18 protein-coding genes are annotated in these 18,321 nt (G+C 74.8%); 6 read left to right on the top strand and 12 right to left on the bottom strand.

What is annotated here, in order from left to right:
• Positions 1-48 precede the first annotated feature (48 nt).
• The 3 genes from FGW37_RS02770 to FGW37_RS02760 form a co-directional block, all read right to left on the bottom strand.
• Entirely contained in the window at positions 49-252 is a 204-nt protein-coding gene (locus FGW37_RS02770; protein WP_179079586.1) for a hypothetical protein, read from the bottom strand.
• A 285-nt stretch (positions 253-537) separates the two neighbouring features.
• On the bottom strand, positions 538-4,401 hold the full coding sequence (locus FGW37_RS02765) for an nSTAND1 domain-containing NTPase (protein WP_179079585.1): 3,864 nt from the start codon (positions 4,399-4,401) through the stop codon (positions 538-540).
• Positions 4,402-4,569: 168 nt separating this feature from the next.
• On the bottom strand, positions 4,570-5,004 hold the full coding sequence (locus tag FGW37_RS02760) for a MarR family winged helix-turn-helix transcriptional regulator (RefSeq protein ID WP_179079584.1): 435 nt from the start codon (positions 5,002-5,004) through the stop codon (positions 4,570-4,572).
• An 86-nt stretch (positions 5,005-5,090) separates the two neighbouring features.
• On the opposite strand from FGW37_RS02760, the gene FGW37_RS02755 reads away from it, so the two are divergent.
• On the top strand, positions 5,091-6,119 hold the full coding sequence (locus FGW37_RS02755) for a hypothetical protein (RefSeq protein ID WP_179079583.1): 1,029 nt from the start codon (positions 5,091-5,093) through the stop codon (positions 6,117-6,119).
• A gap of 24 nt (positions 6,120-6,143) precedes the next feature.
• Here the strand turns inward: FGW37_RS02755 and FGW37_RS02750 are convergent, their stop codons facing one another.
• A complete protein-coding gene (locus tag FGW37_RS02750; RefSeq protein WP_058041646.1) occupies positions 6,144-6,431 on the bottom strand; it encodes a DUF1876 domain-containing protein in 288 nt (95 codons plus the stop codon).
• A gap of 218 nt (positions 6,432-6,649) precedes the next feature.
• Between FGW37_RS02750 and FGW37_RS02745 the strand changes: the two genes are divergently transcribed.
• From FGW37_RS02745 to FGW37_RS33120, 3 genes are all read left to right on the top strand, one after another.
• Positions 6,650-7,624, top strand: a complete 975-nt coding sequence (locus FGW37_RS02745) for an ABC transporter ATP-binding protein (protein ID WP_218650564.1) — start codon at positions 6,650-6,652, stop codon at positions 7,622-7,624.
• Entirely contained in the window at positions 7,621-8,442 is an 822-nt protein-coding gene (locus tag FGW37_RS02740) for an ABC transporter permease subunit (protein ID WP_179079582.1), read from the top strand. The genes FGW37_RS02745 and FGW37_RS02740 overlap by 4 nt, the downstream gene beginning before the upstream one ends.
• A 134-nt stretch (positions 8,443-8,576) precedes the next feature.
• Positions 8,577-8,699 carry a DUF6126 family protein gene (locus tag FGW37_RS33120; RefSeq protein WP_246430231.1) on the top strand — a complete coding sequence of 41 codons (123 nt, stop codon included), beginning with the start codon at positions 8,577-8,579 and terminating at the stop codon, positions 8,697-8,699.
• Between the two features lie 39 nt (positions 8,700-8,738).
• On the opposite strand, the gene FGW37_RS02735 is transcribed toward FGW37_RS33120, so the two are convergent.
• The 3 genes from FGW37_RS02735 to FGW37_RS02725 are packed head-to-tail and all read right to left on the bottom strand — an operon-like array spanning position 8,739 to position 12,354.
• On the bottom strand, positions 8,739-10,829 hold the full coding sequence (locus FGW37_RS02735) for a xanthine dehydrogenase family protein molybdopterin-binding subunit (protein WP_179079581.1): 2,091 nt from the start codon (positions 10,827-10,829) through the stop codon (positions 8,739-8,741).
• Positions 10,826-11,827, bottom strand: coding sequence for an FAD binding domain-containing protein (locus FGW37_RS02730; RefSeq protein ID WP_179079580.1), 1,002 nt, complete (start codon positions 11,825-11,827; stop codon positions 10,826-10,828). The genes FGW37_RS02735 and FGW37_RS02730 overlap by 4 nt, the downstream gene beginning before the upstream one ends.
• Positions 11,824-12,354 carry a 2Fe-2S iron-sulfur cluster-binding protein gene (locus FGW37_RS02725; protein WP_179079579.1) on the bottom strand — a complete coding sequence of 177 codons (531 nt, stop codon included), beginning with the start codon at positions 12,352-12,354 and terminating at the stop codon, positions 11,824-11,826. The genes FGW37_RS02730 and FGW37_RS02725 overlap by 4 nt, the downstream gene beginning before the upstream one ends.
• Before the next feature lie 183 nt (positions 12,355-12,537).
• Between FGW37_RS02725 and FGW37_RS02720 the strand changes: the two genes are divergently transcribed.
• Entirely contained in the window at positions 12,538-13,341 is an 804-nt protein-coding gene (locus FGW37_RS02720; protein WP_179079578.1) for an SDR family oxidoreductase, read from the top strand.
• A 54-nt stretch (positions 13,342-13,395) separates the two neighbouring features.
• Here the strand turns inward: FGW37_RS02720 and FGW37_RS02715 are convergent, their stop codons facing one another.
• From FGW37_RS02715 to FGW37_RS02700, 4 genes are all read right to left on the bottom strand, one after another.
• Complete coding sequence (locus FGW37_RS02715) at positions 13,396-13,782, bottom strand: VOC family protein (RefSeq protein WP_179079577.1); 387 nt, start codon at positions 13,780-13,782, stop codon at positions 13,396-13,398.
• Between the two features lie 175 nt (positions 13,783-13,957).
• Complete coding sequence (locus FGW37_RS02710; protein ID WP_179079576.1) at positions 13,958-14,587, bottom strand: MBL fold metallo-hydrolase; 630 nt, start codon at positions 14,585-14,587, stop codon at positions 13,958-13,960.
• Positions 14,584-15,723: an S-(hydroxymethyl)mycothiol dehydrogenase gene (locus FGW37_RS02705; RefSeq protein WP_179079575.1), complete on the bottom strand. Its 1,140-nt coding sequence runs from the start codon at positions 15,721-15,723 to the stop codon at positions 14,584-14,586. The genes FGW37_RS02710 and FGW37_RS02705 overlap by 4 nt, the downstream gene beginning before the upstream one ends.
• Before the next feature lie 99 nt (positions 15,724-15,822).
• Positions 15,823-16,704 (bottom strand): LysR family transcriptional regulator, encoded by an 882-nt coding sequence (locus FGW37_RS02700; RefSeq protein ID WP_179079574.1) that lies wholly within the window; start codon positions 16,702-16,704, stop codon positions 15,823-15,825.
• A gap of 214 nt (positions 16,705-16,918) precedes the next feature.
• On the opposite strand from FGW37_RS02700, the gene FGW37_RS02695 reads away from it, so the two are divergent.
• Entirely contained in the window at positions 16,919-17,470 is a 552-nt protein-coding gene (locus FGW37_RS02695; RefSeq protein WP_179079573.1) for a hypothetical protein, read from the top strand.
• Positions 17,471-17,582: 112 nt separating this feature from the next.
• On the opposite strand, the gene FGW37_RS02690 is transcribed toward FGW37_RS02695, so the two are convergent.
• On the bottom strand, positions 17,583-18,320 hold the full coding sequence (locus FGW37_RS02690) for a dienelactone hydrolase family protein (protein WP_179079572.1): 738 nt from the start codon (positions 18,318-18,320) through the stop codon (positions 17,583-17,585).
• Between the last annotated feature and the right edge of the window lies 1 nt (position 18,321).

The following is an 18,321-nucleotide window of genomic DNA, read 5'->3' as shown; positions in this document are numbered from 1 at the left end:
GGGACGACGGCCCTGCTGCGCGCAGCCGGTGGGACGTGAGCGGCCGCGTCAGTTCCGGTGGGGGCAGGCTCCGGCTTGGAAGGCCCGGCACGGGTCGGCCCCGTCCGCGCCGCCGGTGGCGGTCGTGGTCGCCGTGACGGTGACGGTGGTCGTGGTCGTGGTGGCGACGGCGCCTCCGGCGAGGGTGAGCGCGGCCAGGAGCAGCGCACCGGCGTCGCGGAGGCGGGCGAGGGGGGAGGAGCGGGTGTCCATGGGAGTCGTCCTTCCGGGGTCGGCGAGGGGTGACGGGGGTGGGCGGACGGGGATGCGGATGGCGATGGGGAACTGAGGCCGAGTCACCGGGGGTGGTTTCACCCCTGTTGTCCCGGTACTCCGAGTCTCGGAGCGGGGCAGCGGTGCGGAACAGGGGTTTCCTGTTGCCTCGGCGGACAAGGCGGCGGGCAACCGCGTCCCACCGGCCGTGATGCGCATGTGGGTGAAGTGCCGCCGGTGGAAGCTCCCGGGCCCCGCGCCCCGCGGCGCACGGAGGGCGGGCGCTCAGGGGCAGCCCGGCGCGTAGGGCACGTCCGGCAGCAGGCGCTGCCACAGCGGCCGGTCCGTGGCGCTGCCAAGGGCCTTGCAGGTGCGGGCGAGGACCTCCGGAACGTCCAGGTTCCACCAGCGCACCGTCCCGTCCTCGGCCACCGACACCACCGGGCCGTCGTCACCGAGGAAGGCCGCGGCCCGGACCCGGCCGGTGTGGCCGGTCAGGGTCAGCAGCAGGCGGCCGTCGCGCGGGTCCCAGATCCGTACGGTGTGGTCGCGGCCGGTGGTCACCAGCCGGGTGCCGGCGGGGTTGAAGGCCGCGGACGTGACGGGGCCGGTGTGCCCGGCCAGGGTGCGCAGGCTCGTGCGGCCCTCGGGGTCCCAGAGCTTGACGGTGTGGTCGCGGCTCGCCGTGGCGAGGACGCCGTCGCGGCTGCGGGCCAGGCCGAAGACGGTGTCCTCGTGTTCCGTCAGGCTGCGCAGTGCACGGCCGTCGGAGTAGCGCCAGATGCGGACGGTGTTGTCGAGGCTGCCGGTGGCGAGGGCGTCCCGGCCGAGGAAGAGCACGCGGTAGACGCCGTCGTCGTGGCCGAGCAGCGTGCGCTCCGGCAGGGTGGCGTCCCCCGCGAGCCGCCACAGCTTCGCGCTGTGGTCCTCGGAGGCGGTGGCGAGCGCTCCGGCGTCGCCGGGGCGGAAGGCGAGCGAGGTGAGCGCCCGGCCGTGCGCCCGCCAGCGGTGGAGCGGGCGGCGGAGGTCCGCGGTGCGCCACACGGTGGCGGTGCCGTGTTCGTCGCCGGCGGCGACCAGCGACCCGTCGTGGCTGAACGCCACCGCGCGCACCGGATCCTCCCCGGCCCGCACCGTGCGCAGGCTGCGGTCGGCGGTGCGCAGCAGGCGCAGCGTGCCGTCCCGCCCCGCGACGGCGAGGAGGGAGCGGTCGGGGCTGAGGGCCCCGTCCTGCCAGGCCGATCCCGGCGGCGGGGTGGTGACGGCGGCCTGCGGGGTCCACAGGCGCACCGTGCCGTCCTCCCCGGACGTCGCCAGGGTGCGGCCGTCGGGGGAGTAGGCGATGGCGTATACGGGGCCGATGTGGCTGGCGAGTTGCGCGATGCGGCGGTGCTCGGCGAGGTCCCAGATAGCGGCGGTGTCGTCCTGGCTGGCCGCGGCGAGCCGGGTGCCGTCGGGGGAGAAGGCCACGCCGAAGACGGAGTCGGAAGGCCCTTCGAGGGCGGCCTCGCGCTTGCCGGTGCGGGTGTCCCACAGGCCGATGCGGTTGAGCCACTCCCCGGTGGCCAGGCGGCGGCCGTCCGGCGAGAAGGCGAGGGCCCGGACGCGGCCGAAGTCCCGGCTGCCGACGACCCTCGACCGTCCGCTGTCCACGTCGAGCACCCACACCCGCCCGTCGAAGCCGGCGACGGCGACCTGTTCGCCGTCCGGGCTGACGGCGGCCGCGTACAGCCATCCCAGCCCGGCGTCCCGGACCTCGGTGCGGGCCGGGCCGCCGCCCAGGCGGGTCAGGCGCACCGTGCCGTCCTCGCCCGCGGTCACCAGCAGGTCCCCGCGGTCCGACAGGGCCGCTCCCCGGACAGCCCCGCGGTGCCTGCTCTGCGGAGGCAGCGCCACGGTCCGCCCGCCCGTGCCCTCCCGCAGGGTGACGACGCCCGCCTCGTCCCCCCAGGCGGCCAGGTTCCGCCGCCGCGCCGCGGCCAGCGCGCGCACCGCCGCCCCGCTCCGTGCCGCCCCCACCTGCCGGCGCGTCCGCACGTCCCACTCCCGGACGGTGGCGTCCGCACCCGCCGACAGCAGCCGCTTCCCGCCCGGTAGCCAGGCCACGGCGTGGGCGCGCTTGCGGTGCCCGGCCAGCCGCCCGGCGTACGGCTGCGCCTGCGTGCTCAGCACGGCGCCGGCCGCGGCCGGGGTGTGGGCGTCCCGCCAGGCTCCGGTCGCCAGCAGCATCGCCACCTCGGGCCGGGGCGCACTGCCCGAGACGGCCCGGAAGGCCAGTTCCTCCGAGCGTGCCGCGCGCCGCTCGGCCTCCGCCCGCAGGCCCTGGTGCACCGCCGCCACCCCGCCGGCCAGCGCCAGGACGAGGAGGACGGCCATGGACACCAGCAGCCGGTACAGCCGCCGGGTCCGGCGCCGCTCCGTCTCCTGCTCGGCGGCGGCCAGCGCCGTCGCCGCATCCAGGAACGCCCGCTCGACCCCGCCCACCGCGGCCAGGGGATGGCTCGCGGTCTCGTGCGCGGCGGCCAGCCTGCTGCCCCGCGGCAGCAGCGCGGGGTCGCGCCCCTCGGCCTCCCACTGCCCGGCCGCGGCGCTCAGCTGCTGCCAGCCGTGCAGGGCCGCCGCGTCCGCCTCGATCCACGTCTGCAGCCGCGGCCACGCCCGCAGCACGGCCTCGTGGGCCAGCGTGACCTGGTCGGCGTCGACGGTGAGCAGGCGCGCCCGCGTGAAGGCCTCCACCACCTCCGGCGCTGCCCCGGCCTGCGCCCCGAGGTCCTGCGACAGCCGCTCGCGCGACACCCGCCGGCGCGCCGACCGCCCGTCCTGGTCCACGCGGACCAGCTGCAGCAGGACCGCCCGGGCGGCCTCCCGGCAGCCGGGCGACAGGCGCCCGTACGCCCGCTCCGCCGTCGCCGCGACCGCCCCCGCGATCCCGCCGGCCTGCTGGTAGCCCGCCACGGTCAGGAGCCTGCCGCTGCGCCGCTGCCAGGTCGCCAGCAGGGCGTGGGAGAGCAGCGGCAGCGCACCGGGCTCGTACCCGCCGCCCTCCCGCTCCCCGCCGTCGTCACCGGCGCCCAGGTCGCGCAGGATCAGCTCGGCCAGGCCCGGCTCCAGCTCCAGGCCCACCGCGTGGGCCGGCCGCACCACGGCGTCGCGCAGCTCCTGCACCCGCAGGGGCTCCAGGGGGAGCTGGCCCGAGCGCAGCGCCGCCGCCAGCTCGGGGAACGCCAGGCACCTGCCGTAGAAGTCGGCCCGCATGCCCAGCACCACCAGCGCCGCGGACCCCTCCCGGCCGTCGGCCGGAGCGGGGCCCGTCGCCAGGGCGTGCAGCGCGCGGACGAAATCCGTGCGCTGCCGGGCGTCCGGGCACAGCGTGAAGACCTCCTCGAACTGGTCGACGACGAGCACCACCCGGGCCGGCTCCGCCCCCTCCGCGCCCGCTGCTCCCGCCCTCCCGGCGCCCCGCGGGCGGCGGTTCAGCGCGGCGTGGACGGCGCGGGCCAGCGCCCCCGCCCCGCCGCGGGCCAGCGCCCTGGTCAGGTGGTCCGGATCCGCCGCGGCGGCGTCCGCCACCCGGCCCAGCAGCTCGTCGAGGGGGCGTTCGCCGGGGCGCATCGTGACCACGGGCCAGCGGTTCGACCCGGGCACGGGCAGGACGCCCCGGCGCAGCTCGGGCACCAGCCCGGCGTGCAGCAGCGACGTCTTGCCGGTGCCCGACGCGGCGACCACGGCGGTCGGCCCGGAGCCGTCCAGGCGCTCGGTCAGCTGACGCACGAGGGCGGCCGTCGCCCGGTCCCGGCCGAAGAACCAGCTCGCGTCCGCGGCGTCGAACGCGGCCAGGCCCCGGTACGGGCACACCTCCAGCAGCCCGTTGCGAGCGGAGCGCCGCCCCTCGGCCGGCTCCGGCACCAGCCCGGACAGCACCCCGCCGGCGCCGAGGGCCTCTTCGCACCGCCGGGCCACCTCGGGCGTCATCGGCTTCTCGCCGGTCTCGACCCGGCTCAGATAGCCCTTGGTGTAGTGGACGGCACGGGACAGCCCGGCCAGGGACATGCCCCGCTCCTGCCGCAGCCGGCGCAGCTCCTCTCCCGGCGACGCGGCCACGGACGGCGGGGGGCCGCCCCGGTCACGGTCGTCTCCGCGTGGCTGCACGGTCCCCACACCCTTCCGTCCGAGCCTGCCGGCAGGTCGTATCCGTCAGGCCTGCATAGCCGCTCCGGGGAGGGCGACTCACCCTCAACGGCGGCAAAACAGCCCATCGAGTGACCAACCACCCCGGATTCGGGGAGTGGGTGCGAGGTCCCGGCGGGGAGCGGCGGCTCAGTCGAGCGGTTCCACCGAGGCGTTGTAACGCAGCAGGTAGCCGGCGAAGCGGTCCAGGTCGGCCTCGTCCCAGTCGGCGAGGCGCTCCCGGAAGGCCGCCCGGCGGTTGGCGGTGACCTGCGCGAGGGTCCCGGCGCCGCGGGGGGTCAGGTGCAGTACCTGGGCGCGCTGGTCCTCGGGGGCGGGCCGCCGCTCGACGAGGCCGAGCCGCTCCAGGGCCGCGATCTGCCGGCTGACCGTGGACTTGTCCAGCAGGTAGTGCGCGGCCAGGTCCGTGGCGCGGCACCCGCCGCGGTCCTCCAGGTGGGCGAGGAGGGTGAAGGAGACCAGGGAGAGCTCGGGGTGCATGCGGGCCGCCGCGGCCCGGGCGCGGCGGGCGAAGGCGGTCAGCTCGCGCTGGATGGTCTCCACGGAGGCGTCACGATCGGGCACGGCGGCTTCCTTTCGAGGTCTGGTTGTATAGTACAACTTAAAGGGAAAGTTGTAAAAGCCAGCTAATTTGGCCGAGGAAGGACACGATGGGACCCGCCACCCGCGGCGCGCTGCGCCACGTACTGAGCCACCTGCTCACCCCCTTGCTGATGTGCATCGGAATGGGCCTCGCCTACCTGGGCGCGTTCGCCCAGCCCACGCCCCACGAACTGCCCGTCGCCGTCGTGGAGTCCGGCCAGGGCGCGGGGACCCTGGCGCGGGGCATCGCCGACAAGGCGGGGGACCGGCTCGCCGTCCGCACCGTCGCCGACCGCGACGAGGCCGTCCGCGCGCTCCGCCACCGCGACGTCTCCGGCGCGTACATACCGGACCCGCACGCGCCCGAACTGCTCGTCGCCTCCGCCGGGTCCGACACCACCGCCATGGCCGTGCAGAAGGTCTTCGCGCCCGTCGCCGCCCGCACCGGCGCCCCCCTGAAGGTCACCGACGTCGCGCCGCCCGCCGAGGGCGACCCGACCGGCCAGGGCATCTTCTTCCTGCTGGTCGCGGTCAGCATCGGCTCGTACGCCTCCGTCGCCGTGCTGGGCGCCGCCGGCGGCGCGCTGCCCATGAGGCTGCGCGCCGCGCTGGCGGTGGCGACCTCGTTCGTGGTCGGCGTGATCGGCGCCGCGCTGGCCGGGCCCGTCTTCCACCTCGTCGACCACGGCCTGTGGGGGCTGTGGGGGATGGCCTGGGCCTACTCGGCGGGCATCCTGCTCGTCGGCGTCGGGCTGCACACCTTTCTCAAGCGCTGGACGACGCTGGGCATGATGGTGCTCTTCGTGATGCTCAACTTCACCAGCGCGGGCGGCGTGTACCGGCCCGAGCTGCAGAACGGCTTCTTCGCCGGGCTGCACTCCTTCTGGAACGGCGCCGGCTTCGTCGAGGGCGCACGCAGCCTCGTCTACTTCGAGCGCACCGGACTCGGCCGCCACGTCGCGACGCTGGCGCTGTGGCTGGTCCTGGGCGCGGCCGTGACCGCCCTCGCATGGGCCGTCGAGGCGCGCAGGGCCCGCCCGGCCGCCGGGACCGGGCCCGCGGCCGAGGAGGAGATGGAGGAGACGGTCGGGGTCTGACCCCGGCGGGCCCGCCTCACGGCCTCACAGCGGCCACCCGTACATCGGCGACCTCCTGGGCTCGGGCGCCGCGCCCACCGCGGCGACGTCGTGCTCCGCGGCGTGCAGGAGCTGTTCGCCCAGGTCGCGCAGGGCCCGGCCGGCCGCGAACTCGTCCCCGATCGCCGGGATGTCCTTGTCGCCCGGCGCGCACGTGGCGGTCCCGCTGCCCGTGACGGTCGTCGCCCCGGTGTCGAGCGTGGCGCGGGCCCTCGTCCTGCCGTCCTCCTCGACCAGGTCGAGGTGGACGTTCCATTCGGCTGTGTGCGGCATCGTCGGCTCCTCTGCGCTCGGCCCCTCCCCGCCCGCCTCTCCCTCCGGTCTCCTTCCAGCTTCGCCCATGCGCCGCCGTCCGGCACGGGGCCGGGCCCGCCCCGGCGGCCCGGCCTTGCCACAGCCCACCGGCACCCCGCGAGCCGTGGCGGCCCGGCACCGGGTGACCGAAGCTGGAAGGAGAGGGAGACCCTCCGGCGACCGTCCGGGAGGCGGCCTTGGGTGAGCAGACGCGGAACGTCATCGACATCGTCTCGCTGACCAAGCGCTACGGCCGCACGACCGGCGTCGAGGGACTCGACATCGGCGTCGGCGAGGGCGAGGTCTTCGGCTTCCTGGGGCCCAACGGGGCGGGCAAGACCACCACGATGCGCTGCCTCGTGGGGCTGCTGCGCCCCACCGAGGGCCGCGTCCGGGTGCTCGGCCGCGACCCCTTTACCGAGCACCTGAGGCTCGCCCCGTCCCTCGGCTACCTCCCCGGGGAGCTGCGGCTCTACCCCGAGCTCACCGGCCGCGAGACGCTGCGGCTGCTGGCGGCGCTGCAGGGCGCCCCCGCCCGCCTCCAGGACGAACTCTGCACACGCCTGGACCTCTCCGGCACGGACCTCGACCGCCCCGTCCGCGCCTACTCGCGCGGCATGAAGCAGAAGCTGGGCCTGGTCCAGGCCCTGCAGCACGAACCCGAGCTGGTGATCCTCGACGAGCCCACCGAAGGGCTCGACCCCCTCGTCCAGGAGACCTTCTACGCCCTGCTGGCGGAAGTCCGCGCGGCCGGGCGCACCGTACTGCTCTCCAGCCACGTGCTGCCGGAGGTCCAGCGCACGTGCGAGCGGGTGGCGATCGTCCGGGCCGGCCGGCTGGTGACCGTCGGGGCGGTCGCCGCCCTGCGCGAGGCCCGGGCCCGCAAGGTGCGCCTGACCTTCGCCGACGGCCTCGGCCGGCGGCCCCTCGGCGCCGCCGACCGCTGGTCGCCCGACTGGCACGGCGACCAGGCCGTGCTGATGATCCCGCCGGACCGGACGGTCGCCGTCCTGCGGGAGCTGCTGGCGCTGCCGTTGCACGACCTCACGGTCGAGGAGGCCGGGCTGGACGAGGCGTTCCTCGACCTCTACCGGAACCGGGACGACGACCTCTACCGGAACCGGGACGACCTGGGCGGCCGGAGCGATCCGGACGAGGGGAAGCCCCCATGACCGGCGGCTTCCCCCTGCTGCGGCTGGCCCTGCACCGCCGCCGCCGGATGATCACCGCCCTGACCGTGGGCATCGCCGCCTTCGAGGTCCTCATCGTGGTGATCACGACGACCGTGACGCCGGACCAGATCTTCGGCGCGAGCGGGCGGACGCTCCCGGACGCCTTCAAGGCGTTCAGCGGATCGAACGGCGACGTGTCGATCGCGAGCTACCCCGGCCTGCTGGGCGCCGGGCTCACCCACCCCTTCTGGATCGCCATGCAACTGACGGCCGTCGGCTCACTCGCCGCCGCCGCGGTCGCCGCGGACGTGGAGGCGGGCACCATCGAGCTGCTGATGGTCCGCCCCGTCTCGCGGGCGCGGCTGCTGGCCGAGCGGACCGCCGCGCTCGTCCTCGTCTCCCTGCTGCTCAACGCGGCCGCGACCCTCGCCGTGTCCGCCGGCGTGGCGCTCCTGCCCGACCTGAGCGACGCCGTCCCCCAGAGCGGGGTCTACGCGGCCGGGCTGCTGGGCTTCGGCTTCGCGTTGTGCCTGACGGGCCCCGCCCTGGCCGTCTCGGCGGCGGGCCGGAGCCGGACGCGTGTCATGGGGGTGACGATCGCCCTCGGCGCGGTCGGGTTCGCGGTGAACTTCGTCGCCATGGCCTGGTCGAAGGTTGCGCCGCTGCGCTTCGTCAGCCCCTTCCACTACTACACGCCGGGCGACGCGCTGGCCCACGGCACCGTGCCCTGGGGGCAGTTCGGCGTCCTCGCCGGCGTCGGCGCCGTGGGCATCCTCCTGGCGTTCGGCCTCGTCGCCCGCCGTGACCTCGCCCCTTGAGGCGCTCTGCTTGAGGCGCTCTGCGACACCACGTGCCGGACGCTCCGATCACCCTCCGTGAACCGATGGCCGCGTCCGAGGGGTAGACTCGCGCCGGTACGGCGGCGGTCGGCGACACCAGGAGGAGGCTCGCCATGAGCGAGAAGCGGGCGGAGCGGCAGGTCGCCTTCCGGGTCCTGGTCTACGTCTTCGTCACCCACCTCTTCGCCGGTTTCATCTGGCTGCTGTTCTACCTCGGCGGCCACGCCGACAAGTGACGGGCGGGGCCGGACAGCCGCCCCCTCTGAGGCCGCCCCCTAGCGGGCCTGTTCCAGGCCGGCCAGGACCTTGTCCGGCAGCACGGGCAGATCGCGGACCCGCACCCCCGTCGCGTGGTGCACCGCGTTCGCGATGGCCGCGGCGGTGCCCACGATGCCGATCTCCCCGATGCCCTTGCTCCCCATCGGGTTGAGCCACGGGTCGTGCTCGTCGATCCAGTGGGCCTCGATCCCGCGGGCGTCCGCGCACGTCGGCACGTGGTACGAGGCGAAGTCCCGCTCCGCGAAGTCGCCGAAGCGGGCGTCCATCGTGCTGCCCTCCATGAGCGCCATGCCCATCCCCATCGTCATGGCCCCGATGAACTGACTGCGGCCGGTACGGGCGTTGAGGATGCGCCCGGCGGCGAAGACGCCCAGCAGCCGGCGGACGCGCACCTCCCCGGTGTCGGTGTCGACCGCCACCTCCGCGAACTGCGCGCCGAAGGCGGCCTTCGCGTGCGGAGGGTCGGCTGCGACGTCGTCCTTGGTGTCGGCCGTGGCGGTCAGGCCGTCCGGCGGCAGCGTGCCCCCGCGCTCGTCGATCATCCCGTTGAGCGTGCGGCAGGCCTTGTGCACGGCCCATCCCCACGAGGCGGTGCCGGCGGAGCCCCCGGCGAGCGAGGCCGCCGGCAGCATCGTGCTGCCGATCTCGACGGTGACCAGGTCCGGTGCGACGCCGAGCGCCTCGGCCGCGATCTGTGCGAGGACGGTCCGGGCTCCCGTGCCGATGTCGGTGGCGTTGACCCGGACCCGGTAGCGGCCCGCCCCGGTGGCCTGTGCCTGTGCCGAGGAGGGCATGAGGTAGACGGGGTAGAAGGACGACGCCACCCCGGAGCCGATCAGCAGGCGGCCCTCGGTGCGCGAGCGGGGCCGGGGGTCGCGCGCGTCCCAGCCGAAGCGGCGCGCCCCCTCGCGCAGGCACTCCACCAGGTGCCGGCTGCTGTAGGGCTTTCCGCTGTCCGGGTAGGTCGCGGTGTCGTTGCGCACCCGCAGCTCGACCGGGTCCACCCCGGTGGCCCCGGCGAGTTCGTCCATCGCGCACTCCAGCGCGTACATCCCCGAGGCCTCGCCCGGCGCCCGCATCCACGACGGGCTCGGCACGTCCAGCGCGGCGACCTGGTGCGTGGTGCGGCTGTTGGGGGACACGTACATCGCGCGCGAAGGGGCGGCGGCCTGCTCCACGAACTCGCGGACGGTGGACGTGTGGGTGGTGACCTCGTGCGCGAGCGCCGTGATCACCCCGTCCTCACCCGCACCGAGCCGCAGGCGCTGCACGACCGGCGGCCGGTGGCCGACCACGGCCGCGAGCTGTGCGCGCGGCAGCACGGTCTTGACGGGCCTGCCGGCGTGCCGTGCGGCCATCGCGGCGAGGACGATCTGCGGGCGGGGCGTGCCCTTGCAGCCGAAGCCGCCGCCCACGTGCTCGGCGACGACCGTGATCCGCTCCTCGGCCATGCCGAACAGGGCGGCCAGCGTCTCCCGGACGGCCGTCGTGCCCTGGCAGGAGTCGTGGGCGAAGAGCCGGCCGTCCTCCCAGCGGGCGGTCGAGGCGTGCGGCTCCATCGGGTGGTTGTGCAGGCCGGGCAGCGTGTACGTGGCGTCGATGCGGACGGCGGCGCGCTCGTAGGCGCCGTCGAAGTCACCCCGCTCGCGGCAGCCGGGGATGCCCGAGTTGACCTCTTCGGGGAAGTACAGGCGCGGATGGCCCGGAGCCAGCACGGCGTCGTGCTCCTCGGGCGCGTACGCGACCCGCACCGCTGCGGCCATGGCGCGGGCCGCCTCCGGGGTCTCGGCGACCGTCAGCGCCACGTACCAGCCGCGGTGCGGCACCCGGTCGTTCTGGAGCACGAGCAGGGTGCGGTCCTCCACGTCCTTCAGGCGCGGCGCGTTCTCGTGCGTCAGCACGGCCAGGGCGCCGGGCTCGGCCATGGCCTCCGCGGCGTCGACCGACAGGACCCGGCCGCGGGCGACCGTGGCGGGCACGGGCCAGGCGTACGCGGTGCCGGGCGGGGTGTGCTCGGCGGCGTAACGGGCGGAGCCGGTGACCTTCTCGCGGCCTTCGAGGCGGACGAGGCCGGGGGCGCTGCTCATGAGACCGTCCCCTCCTCGCCCGGCGCGGCGAGCCCGGCGAGCACCCGCACGGCCAGGTTGCGGGCCAGCCGCACCTTGAAGCCGTTGTCGCGCAGCGGCTCGGCGGCCGCCAGCTCGGCCTCGGCGGCCTGCGCGAAGGCCTCCTCGGTGGCGGGGGCGCCGCGCAGCGCGTCCTCCGCGACGCGCGCCCGCCAGGGCTTGTGGGCCAGGCCGCCGAAGGCCAGGCGCACGTCGCCGACCCGTCCCGCGCGGACGTCGAGGGACGCGGCGACGGAGGCGAGCGCGAAGGCGTACGAAGCGCGGTCGCGTGCCTTGCGGTAGGCGGACCGGCCCGCGGGAGGGGCCGGCAGCCCGACGGCCAGGACGAGCTCGGCGGGCCCGGCCACCGTGTCCCGCTCGGGCTCCTCACCCGGCAGCCGGTGGAAGTCGCAGAGCGGGACCGTGCGGTCGCCGCCGGGCCCGCGCAGGTGGACGACCGCGTCGAGCGCCGCCAGGGCCACGGCCATGTCGGAGGGGTGCGTGGCGACGCACTGCGGCGAGTGCCCCAGCACCGCCAGATCGCGGTGCACCCCCTCGCGGGCCGGGCAGCCGCTCCCCGGCACCCGCTTGTTGCACGGCTTGCCCACGTCCTGGAAGTACAGGCAGCGGGTGCGCTGGAGGAGGTTGCCGCCCGTGGTGGCCGTGTTGCGGATCTGCCCGGAAGCGCCTGCCAGCACCGCCTGGGACAGGGCGGGGTAGCGCGTCCGCACGGCCGGGTGGGCGGCGAGGTCGCTGTTGCGGACGTTGGCCCCGATGCGCAGCCCGCCGTCCGGCGTCTCCTCGATCTCCGTGAGCGGCAGGCGGCTGACGTCCACCAGCAGCCCGGGGGAGGCGACACCCAGCTTCATCAGGTCGACCAGGTTGGTGCCGCCCCCGAGGAACATGGCGCCGGGGGAGGCCGCGAGGGCGGCGATCGCCCCGTCCACGTCGTCGGCGCGCGTGTAGGCGAAGGCCTTCACCGGGTCACGTCCCCGATCGCGGCGACGATGTTCACGTACGCGCCGCAGCGGCACAGATTGCCGCTCATCCGCTCGCGGATCTCGTCGGGGGAGAGGGGGACGGGCGTTCCGGGCGGTGCCGCCGCGAGGGGCGTCACATGGGAGGGTGCGCCCTCGCCCGCCTCGGCGATCATTCCCACCGCGGAGCAGAGCTGGCCCGGCGTGCAGTAGCCGCACTGGAAGCCGTCGTGTTCGAGGAACGCCTCCTGGAGCGGGTGCAGTGCGTCCCCTTCGGCCAGCCCCTCCACGGTGGTGATCTCCGCGCCGTCGTGGGCGACGGCCAGCAGCAGGCAGCTGTTCGCCCGCCGTCCGTCGACGAGCACCGTGCACGCCCCGCACTGCGCGTGGTCGCATCCCTTCTTGGCCCCGGTGAGCCCCAGGTGCTCGCGCAGGGCGTCGAGCACGGTCGTCCGGTGGTCGAATTCCCCGTGGTGCGCGACGCCGTTGACGTGCAGGGTCACGGGGGAGGTGGTCTGCGGTGCGGCCACGGTGCCTCGCCTTCACTGGTTCCCTCCGGCACCGTCACGAGGTCCCCGCTCCGCCTCCGCGCAAACGCGCGGGGCCGCCACTGCACCCGTTCGGTGCAGCCGCGGCCTCCCCGGCGCGGGAATGAAACGATCACGGGCGGTGGTTCGGGCCAGAAGAGCCCGCGACCACCGGAAGGCGCCCGCATGACCAGCCCGCATTCACCCGATTCCGCCTCCGACTCCTCCGCCTCCTCCGCGGCCCCCGCCCCCGCAACCCCGCCTCCCACCGCCGCTCCGCTCGACGGCCGTGACGTCGTCATCGTCGGCGGCGGGTCGGGCATCGGCCTGGAGGTCGCGCGGCGCGCGGTCGCGGCCGGCGCGCGCGTGGTGCTCGGGGGGCGGAACGAGGACAAGATCGCCGCGGCCGCGCGGTCGCTCGGGGACCGGGCGAGGTGGGGAGCGGTGGACACCACCGACAAGGAGTCGCTGGCCCGCTTCTTCGACGGCGTCGACCGGATCGACCACCTCTTCACCCCGGCCGCCTCCTACCGGGTGGGCCCCATGCTCGAATTGAGCGACGGCGACGCCGAGAGCCCGTTCGTGTCGAAGTTCTGGGGCCAGTACCACGCCGTCAAGTGCGCGGCGCCCCGACTGACGGAGGACGCCTCCGTCGTGCTGATGTCCGGCGCCGCGAGCGTACGCCCCCCGGCCGCCGCACCCGCCTACGTCGCCTGCAACGCGGCGATCGAGGGGCTCGGACGCGGGCTCGCCGTGGAGCTCGCGCCCGTGCGCGTCAACGTCGTCTCGCCCGGCACCGTCGACGGCAGCCTGTGGGCGCGGCGCCCGGCCGCGGTGCGCGAGGCGAGCTTCGCGCAGTACGGCAGGGACAGCCTGCTGCGCAGGCCCGGGACGGAGGGCGAGATCGCCGACGCGGTGCTCTTCCTCTTCACGAACACCTTCATGACGGGCTCGGTGCTCTACCCGGACGGCGGGTACGCCCTGCGTTGACGCGAAGGGGCCCGGGCCGTCCCCCGGCCCGGGGCCCCGGTCGCTCAGCCGGTGCTACGCGCCGCTGCCGTACGGGCGGGTGAGCACCTCGAGGTAATGGCCGGACGGGTCGGGGAAGTAGACGCCCCGTCCGCCGTCGTTGTGATTGATCTCGTTCGGCCGGGTGCGGTACGGGTCGGCCCAGTACGGCACTCCGGCTTCCTCGATCCGCGCGAAGATGCCGTCGAAGGACTCCTCCGGCACCAGGAACGCGTAGTGCTGCGGGACGATCTCCGGCTGGTCGCTGGTGGCGAAGTCCAGCGCGACGCCGTTGCCGGTGACCACGGGGGTGAAGGGCCCCATGTCGGGCCCGACCTCAAGGCCCAGGATGTGCGCGAGGAACGCGGCGGACTCCCGCTTGTCCCGGGAATGAACGATGGTGTGATTCAGCTCGACTGACACGATCAATGCCTCCACAGGCATCTCCCGGACACCGGCCGCGTTCCACCCGGATGGTGAAGGCGCCCGAATGCCCGAGATGATCATAATTGGCCGCCCGTGAGGTGTCATCGGACTTCGGACCTACTCCGGGAGACCGGTCCCCGGACCGGTCCGCAGACCGGTCCGGCGGCCCGTGTCAGTGCCCGCGCGCGATCCACTCCGGCAGCGCCGGGGCCTCGCCTGCGACCGTCGTGCTCTCTCCGTGGCCCGTGCGCACCACCGTGTCCGGCGGCAGCGACAGCAGCCGCTTCCGGATCGAGTCGATGATGGTGGGGAAGTCCGAGAGGGACCGGCCCGTCGCGCCCGGACCGCCGTGGAAGAGGGTGTCGCCGGTGAAGACCGTGCCCAGCGCCGGCGCGTACAGGCAGACGCCGCCGGGGCTGTGGCCGGGGGTGTGCAGCACCTTCAGCTCGACGCCCGCCACGGACAGCACCTGGCCGTCCGTCAGGTCCCCGTCGGGCGCGGTGTCCGGGTGGGTGCGGTCCCACAGGACCCGGTCGTCCGGGTGGAGCAGGACCGGAGCGCCCGTGCGCGCCGCGAGCTCCGGCGCCGCGTCGATGTGGTCGTTGTGCGCGTGGGTGCACAGGATCGCGACGAGCCGGCGGTCGCCGACCGCCCTTGCGATCGCCTCGGCGTCGTGGGCCGCGTCGATGACGAGGACCTCCTCGTCGTCGCCGACGAGCCACACGTTGTTCTCGACGTCCCAGACGCCGCCGTCGAGCGCGAACATGCCCGACGTGACGAGGTGTTCGATGCGGGTCATCACACGGTCCCCGGCGAGGTCGTCGGCGTCGCGTGCGACGAGGTCTGCGCCGTCGGCAGCAGCACCACCGAGCGCAGCACCTCGCCCTTCTCCATCCGGTGGAACGCCTCCTCCACCCCGTCCAGTGCGATCGTCTCGCTGACGAACGCGTCGAGGTCGAGGCGGCCCTGCAGGTACAGGTCGATCAGCATGGGGAAGTCGCGGGAGGGCAGGCAGTCGCCGTACCAGGAGGACTTCAGCGCGCCGCCGCGCCCGAAGACGTCCAGCAGCGGCAGCTCCAGCTTCATCTCCGGCGTGGGCACGCCCACCAGCACCACGGTCCCGGCCAGGTCACGCGCGTAGAAGGCCTGGCGGTACGTCTCCGGGCGGCCGACCGCGTCGATGACGACGTCGGCGCCGAAGCCACCGGTCAGCGACCGGATCGCCTCGACGGCGTCCGTGGAGGAGGAGTTGACGGTGTGCGTGGCGCCCAGGGCCTTGGCCTGCTCCAGCTTGGCGTCGGAGAGGTCCACCGCGATGATCTTCGCGGCGCCGGCCAGCCGGGCCCCGGCGACCGCCGCGTTGCCCACGCCGCCGCAGCCGATGACCGCGACCGAGTCGCCCCGGCCCACCTGGCCGGTGTTGATGGCCGCTCCCAGGCCGGCCATCACGCCGCAGCCCAGCAGGCCGGCGGCCGCGGGTGCCGCGGCGGGGTCGACCTTGGTGCACTGCCCGGCGGCCACCAGCGTCTTCTCCGCGAACGCCCCGATGCCCAGCGCGGGCGAGAGCTCCGTGCCGTCCGTCAGCGTCATCTTCTGCTTCGCATTGTGCGTGTTGAAGCAGTACCAGGGGCGGCCGCGCAGACACGCCCGGCACTGGCCGCAGACCGCACGCCAGTTGAGGATCACGAAGTCGCCCGGCGCCACTTCGGTCACCCCGTCACCGACCGACTCGACCACACCGGCGGCCTCGTGGCCGAGGAGGAACGGGAATTCGTCGTTGATCCCGCCTTCCCGGTAGTGCAGGTCGGTGTGGCACACCCCGCACGCCTGGATCTTCACGACGGCCTCGCCCGGGCCCGGGTCCGGGACGAGGATCGTCTCGACCCGCACGGGATCGCCCTTGCCTCGTGCGATGACACCGCGTACTTCTTGCGCCATGGGGGTGCTGCCTTTCTCGGTGGTCGGATCTTGTGGTCGGACCGCCCCCCACTCTGCGCGGGAAACCGGACCGTGTCCAACATCCCTGACCGATCACATTCAGCAGTTCTGCTGATCAGTCATGGCCAGCAGCGCACGGGCGGCCGCGGTCGGCTTGCCCGCCGCCGGCACGGCCACGGCCACCTTCCACAGCGTCGGCCCCTCCAGCGGCACCGCACTGAGCCCGCGCGCCTGCTCCTTGACCGTCACCGGGCGCGGCACGACGGCCGCGCCCAGGCCGCGCGAGACGAGGTCGAGCAGCGTATAGACGTCGTTGACCTGCAGCGCGACCTTCCGGGCCACGCCCGCGTCGGCGAACGCGAGATCCGCGGCCCGGCGGGCGCCCCAGTCCGGGTGGAGGTCCACGAACACCTCCCCGGCCAGCCGCGCCAGGGGCACCGGCCCGCTGAGGCCGGCCAGCGGGTGGTCCGCCCGGCACAGCAGCATCAGCGGCTCCTCCGCGACCGGCTGCAGCCGCACCCCCTCGTGGAAGCCGTCGTGCACGACGAACGCCACGTCGAGCTCGCCGCGCCGCACCTGCTCCAGCAGCCGGCCCGAGCCCGCCTGCTCCATGTGCACCTCCACCTGCGGGTGCAGCGCGTGGAAGGAGGCCAGCAGCGCGGCGGCGTCCACGGTGCCCATGCACTGCTCGGTCCCCACCGAGAGCGTGCCGCCCATCAGCCCCTGCACCGCCGCGACGGCCTCCCGGGCCGCCGCCGCGCACGCCAGCGTCCGCCGCGCCTCCACCAGCAGCGCCCTCCCGGCGTCCGTCAGTCCCACGCGCCGCGTCGTGCGCAGGAACAGCTCGGCGCCCAGCTCCCGTTCCAGGGCCCGCACCGAGGCCGACACCCCCGACTGCGCCACCCGCAGCCGCTCCGCCGCGTGCGTGAAGTGCTGCTCCTCGGCGACGGCGACGAAGTGTTCGAGGTGTCTGAGTTCCATGATTCAGCATCGTATGTGCTGGATCACGGCCTCCCCGTTCGAACGGCCTGTCACACCCGTCCCGGCAGCACTTCCCGGCCAACTCCTTTACCTGCGGAACCTATGCCTCCCGGCCCACACCTGCTCCGGAGGCCTCAGCGGCCTTCTCGCGCGTGGCCGGTCCTCTACCTGCGGTGCAGTCAGGACGCGAAGTGCCTGTCTACTCTCCCGGGCCATGCGCAGATCACTGTTCGGACGCCTCGGGCTGTCCGCTACTCTCGCCTCCGTCGTCGCCCTGCTGGGCCTGGTCCAGCCGGCCTCCGCCGCCGACACCCCGCCGATGACCGTCACCGTCGACAAGGCGTCCGCGACGCCCGGGTCCACGGTGAGCATCACCCTCAAGTTCACCAACGACCAGTCCACGAACACCCAGTTCGTGTACCAGTCCATACAGCCGACGTGGAGCACGTCGCAGGACCCCGCGCTGAAGTACGCCTTCGCCTCCTGCACCGGCGACGTGACCAGCTGCAACGTCACGGGCAAGCAGAGCGGCTCGATGAACTACGCCGTGCCGATCCTCCCCGGCGCCAGCCGCACCGTGACCCTGACCTACAACGTCGCCGCGGACTCGGCCTGCGGCCCGAGCCGCCGCATCGAGTTCTACACCTACCTGTACTACGAGTACCAGGGCGGTCAGGCCAAGAAGGACGGCGTCAACTCGGTCGGCACCGACATCGCCTGCAACACGTCGGGGACCCTCGGGAAGGCGGCCGGCGCCGGGCACTGAGCCACGCCGGACCCTCGCTGCACGAAGCCGTAGGTCCGGCCCGGCCAGGAGCGCGCCCTGGCCGGGCCCGGGCGGGCACCCGCCCCTCGGCGGCCCACCGGTTCACCGCCGGTCAGTCCGCGGCCAGGTGCTCCGCGAAGAACGCCTCGATGCGCCGCCAGGCGTCCGCGGCCGACGCCGGCTCCGGGCCGATGCCCATGACCGCGCGCATCACCGGCCGCAGCAGGAACGGCACGTTGTCGGTGTGGTTGAAGAACGAGTGCCCGGCGTCCGGGTAGACCTTGACGTCGTGCGGGACACCCGCGCTCTCCAGGGCCTTCCGGAGCGGCTCCGCGTAGCCCCGGAAAGCCCGGTCCTTCGCGCCGTAACCGGCGATCACCGGGCACGCGCCCTGCATCGCCGCCTCCAAGTCGGCCGGCGGCCGCCCGTAGTTGGCCGAGGCCGCGTCGTAGCGGCCCGTGCCCGCCAGGACGAGCGCGAAGCCGCCGCCCATGCAGAACCCGATGACCCCGACCTTGCCCGTACAGCCGGGGTCGGCCAGCAGCCGCTGCCGGGCGGCCTCGATGTCCCCGTACACGGGGCCGCGGCCGGACATCAGCGACCGCATCGCCGGCACCAGGCAGCGGTAGGGGGACCGGCCGCGGTAGAGATCGGGCATCAGGGACAGGTAACCGGCCTCGGCCATCCGCTCGTTGAGCCGCCGGTTGACCGCATCGGCGCCCGCCGCCTCGAAGAGGACGACCACGCCCGGCCGGGGTCCCTCCCCCGGGGGCCGCGCGAGATGGCCGCGGAGCCCCGGGGCTCCGCCGTACCGGACGCTGAGCTCGGACAGGTCAACGAGTTCGGCCATC

It is taken from the genome of Streptomyces rectiverticillatus, assembly GCF_013394065.1.
GTDB classification, from domain to species: Bacteria; Actinomycetota; Actinomycetes; order Streptomycetales; family Streptomycetaceae; genus Streptomyces; species Streptomyces rectiverticillatus.
Note: the sequence above shows the minus strand (reverse complement) of the source record. Positions and strands in the feature narration are given on the sequence as shown.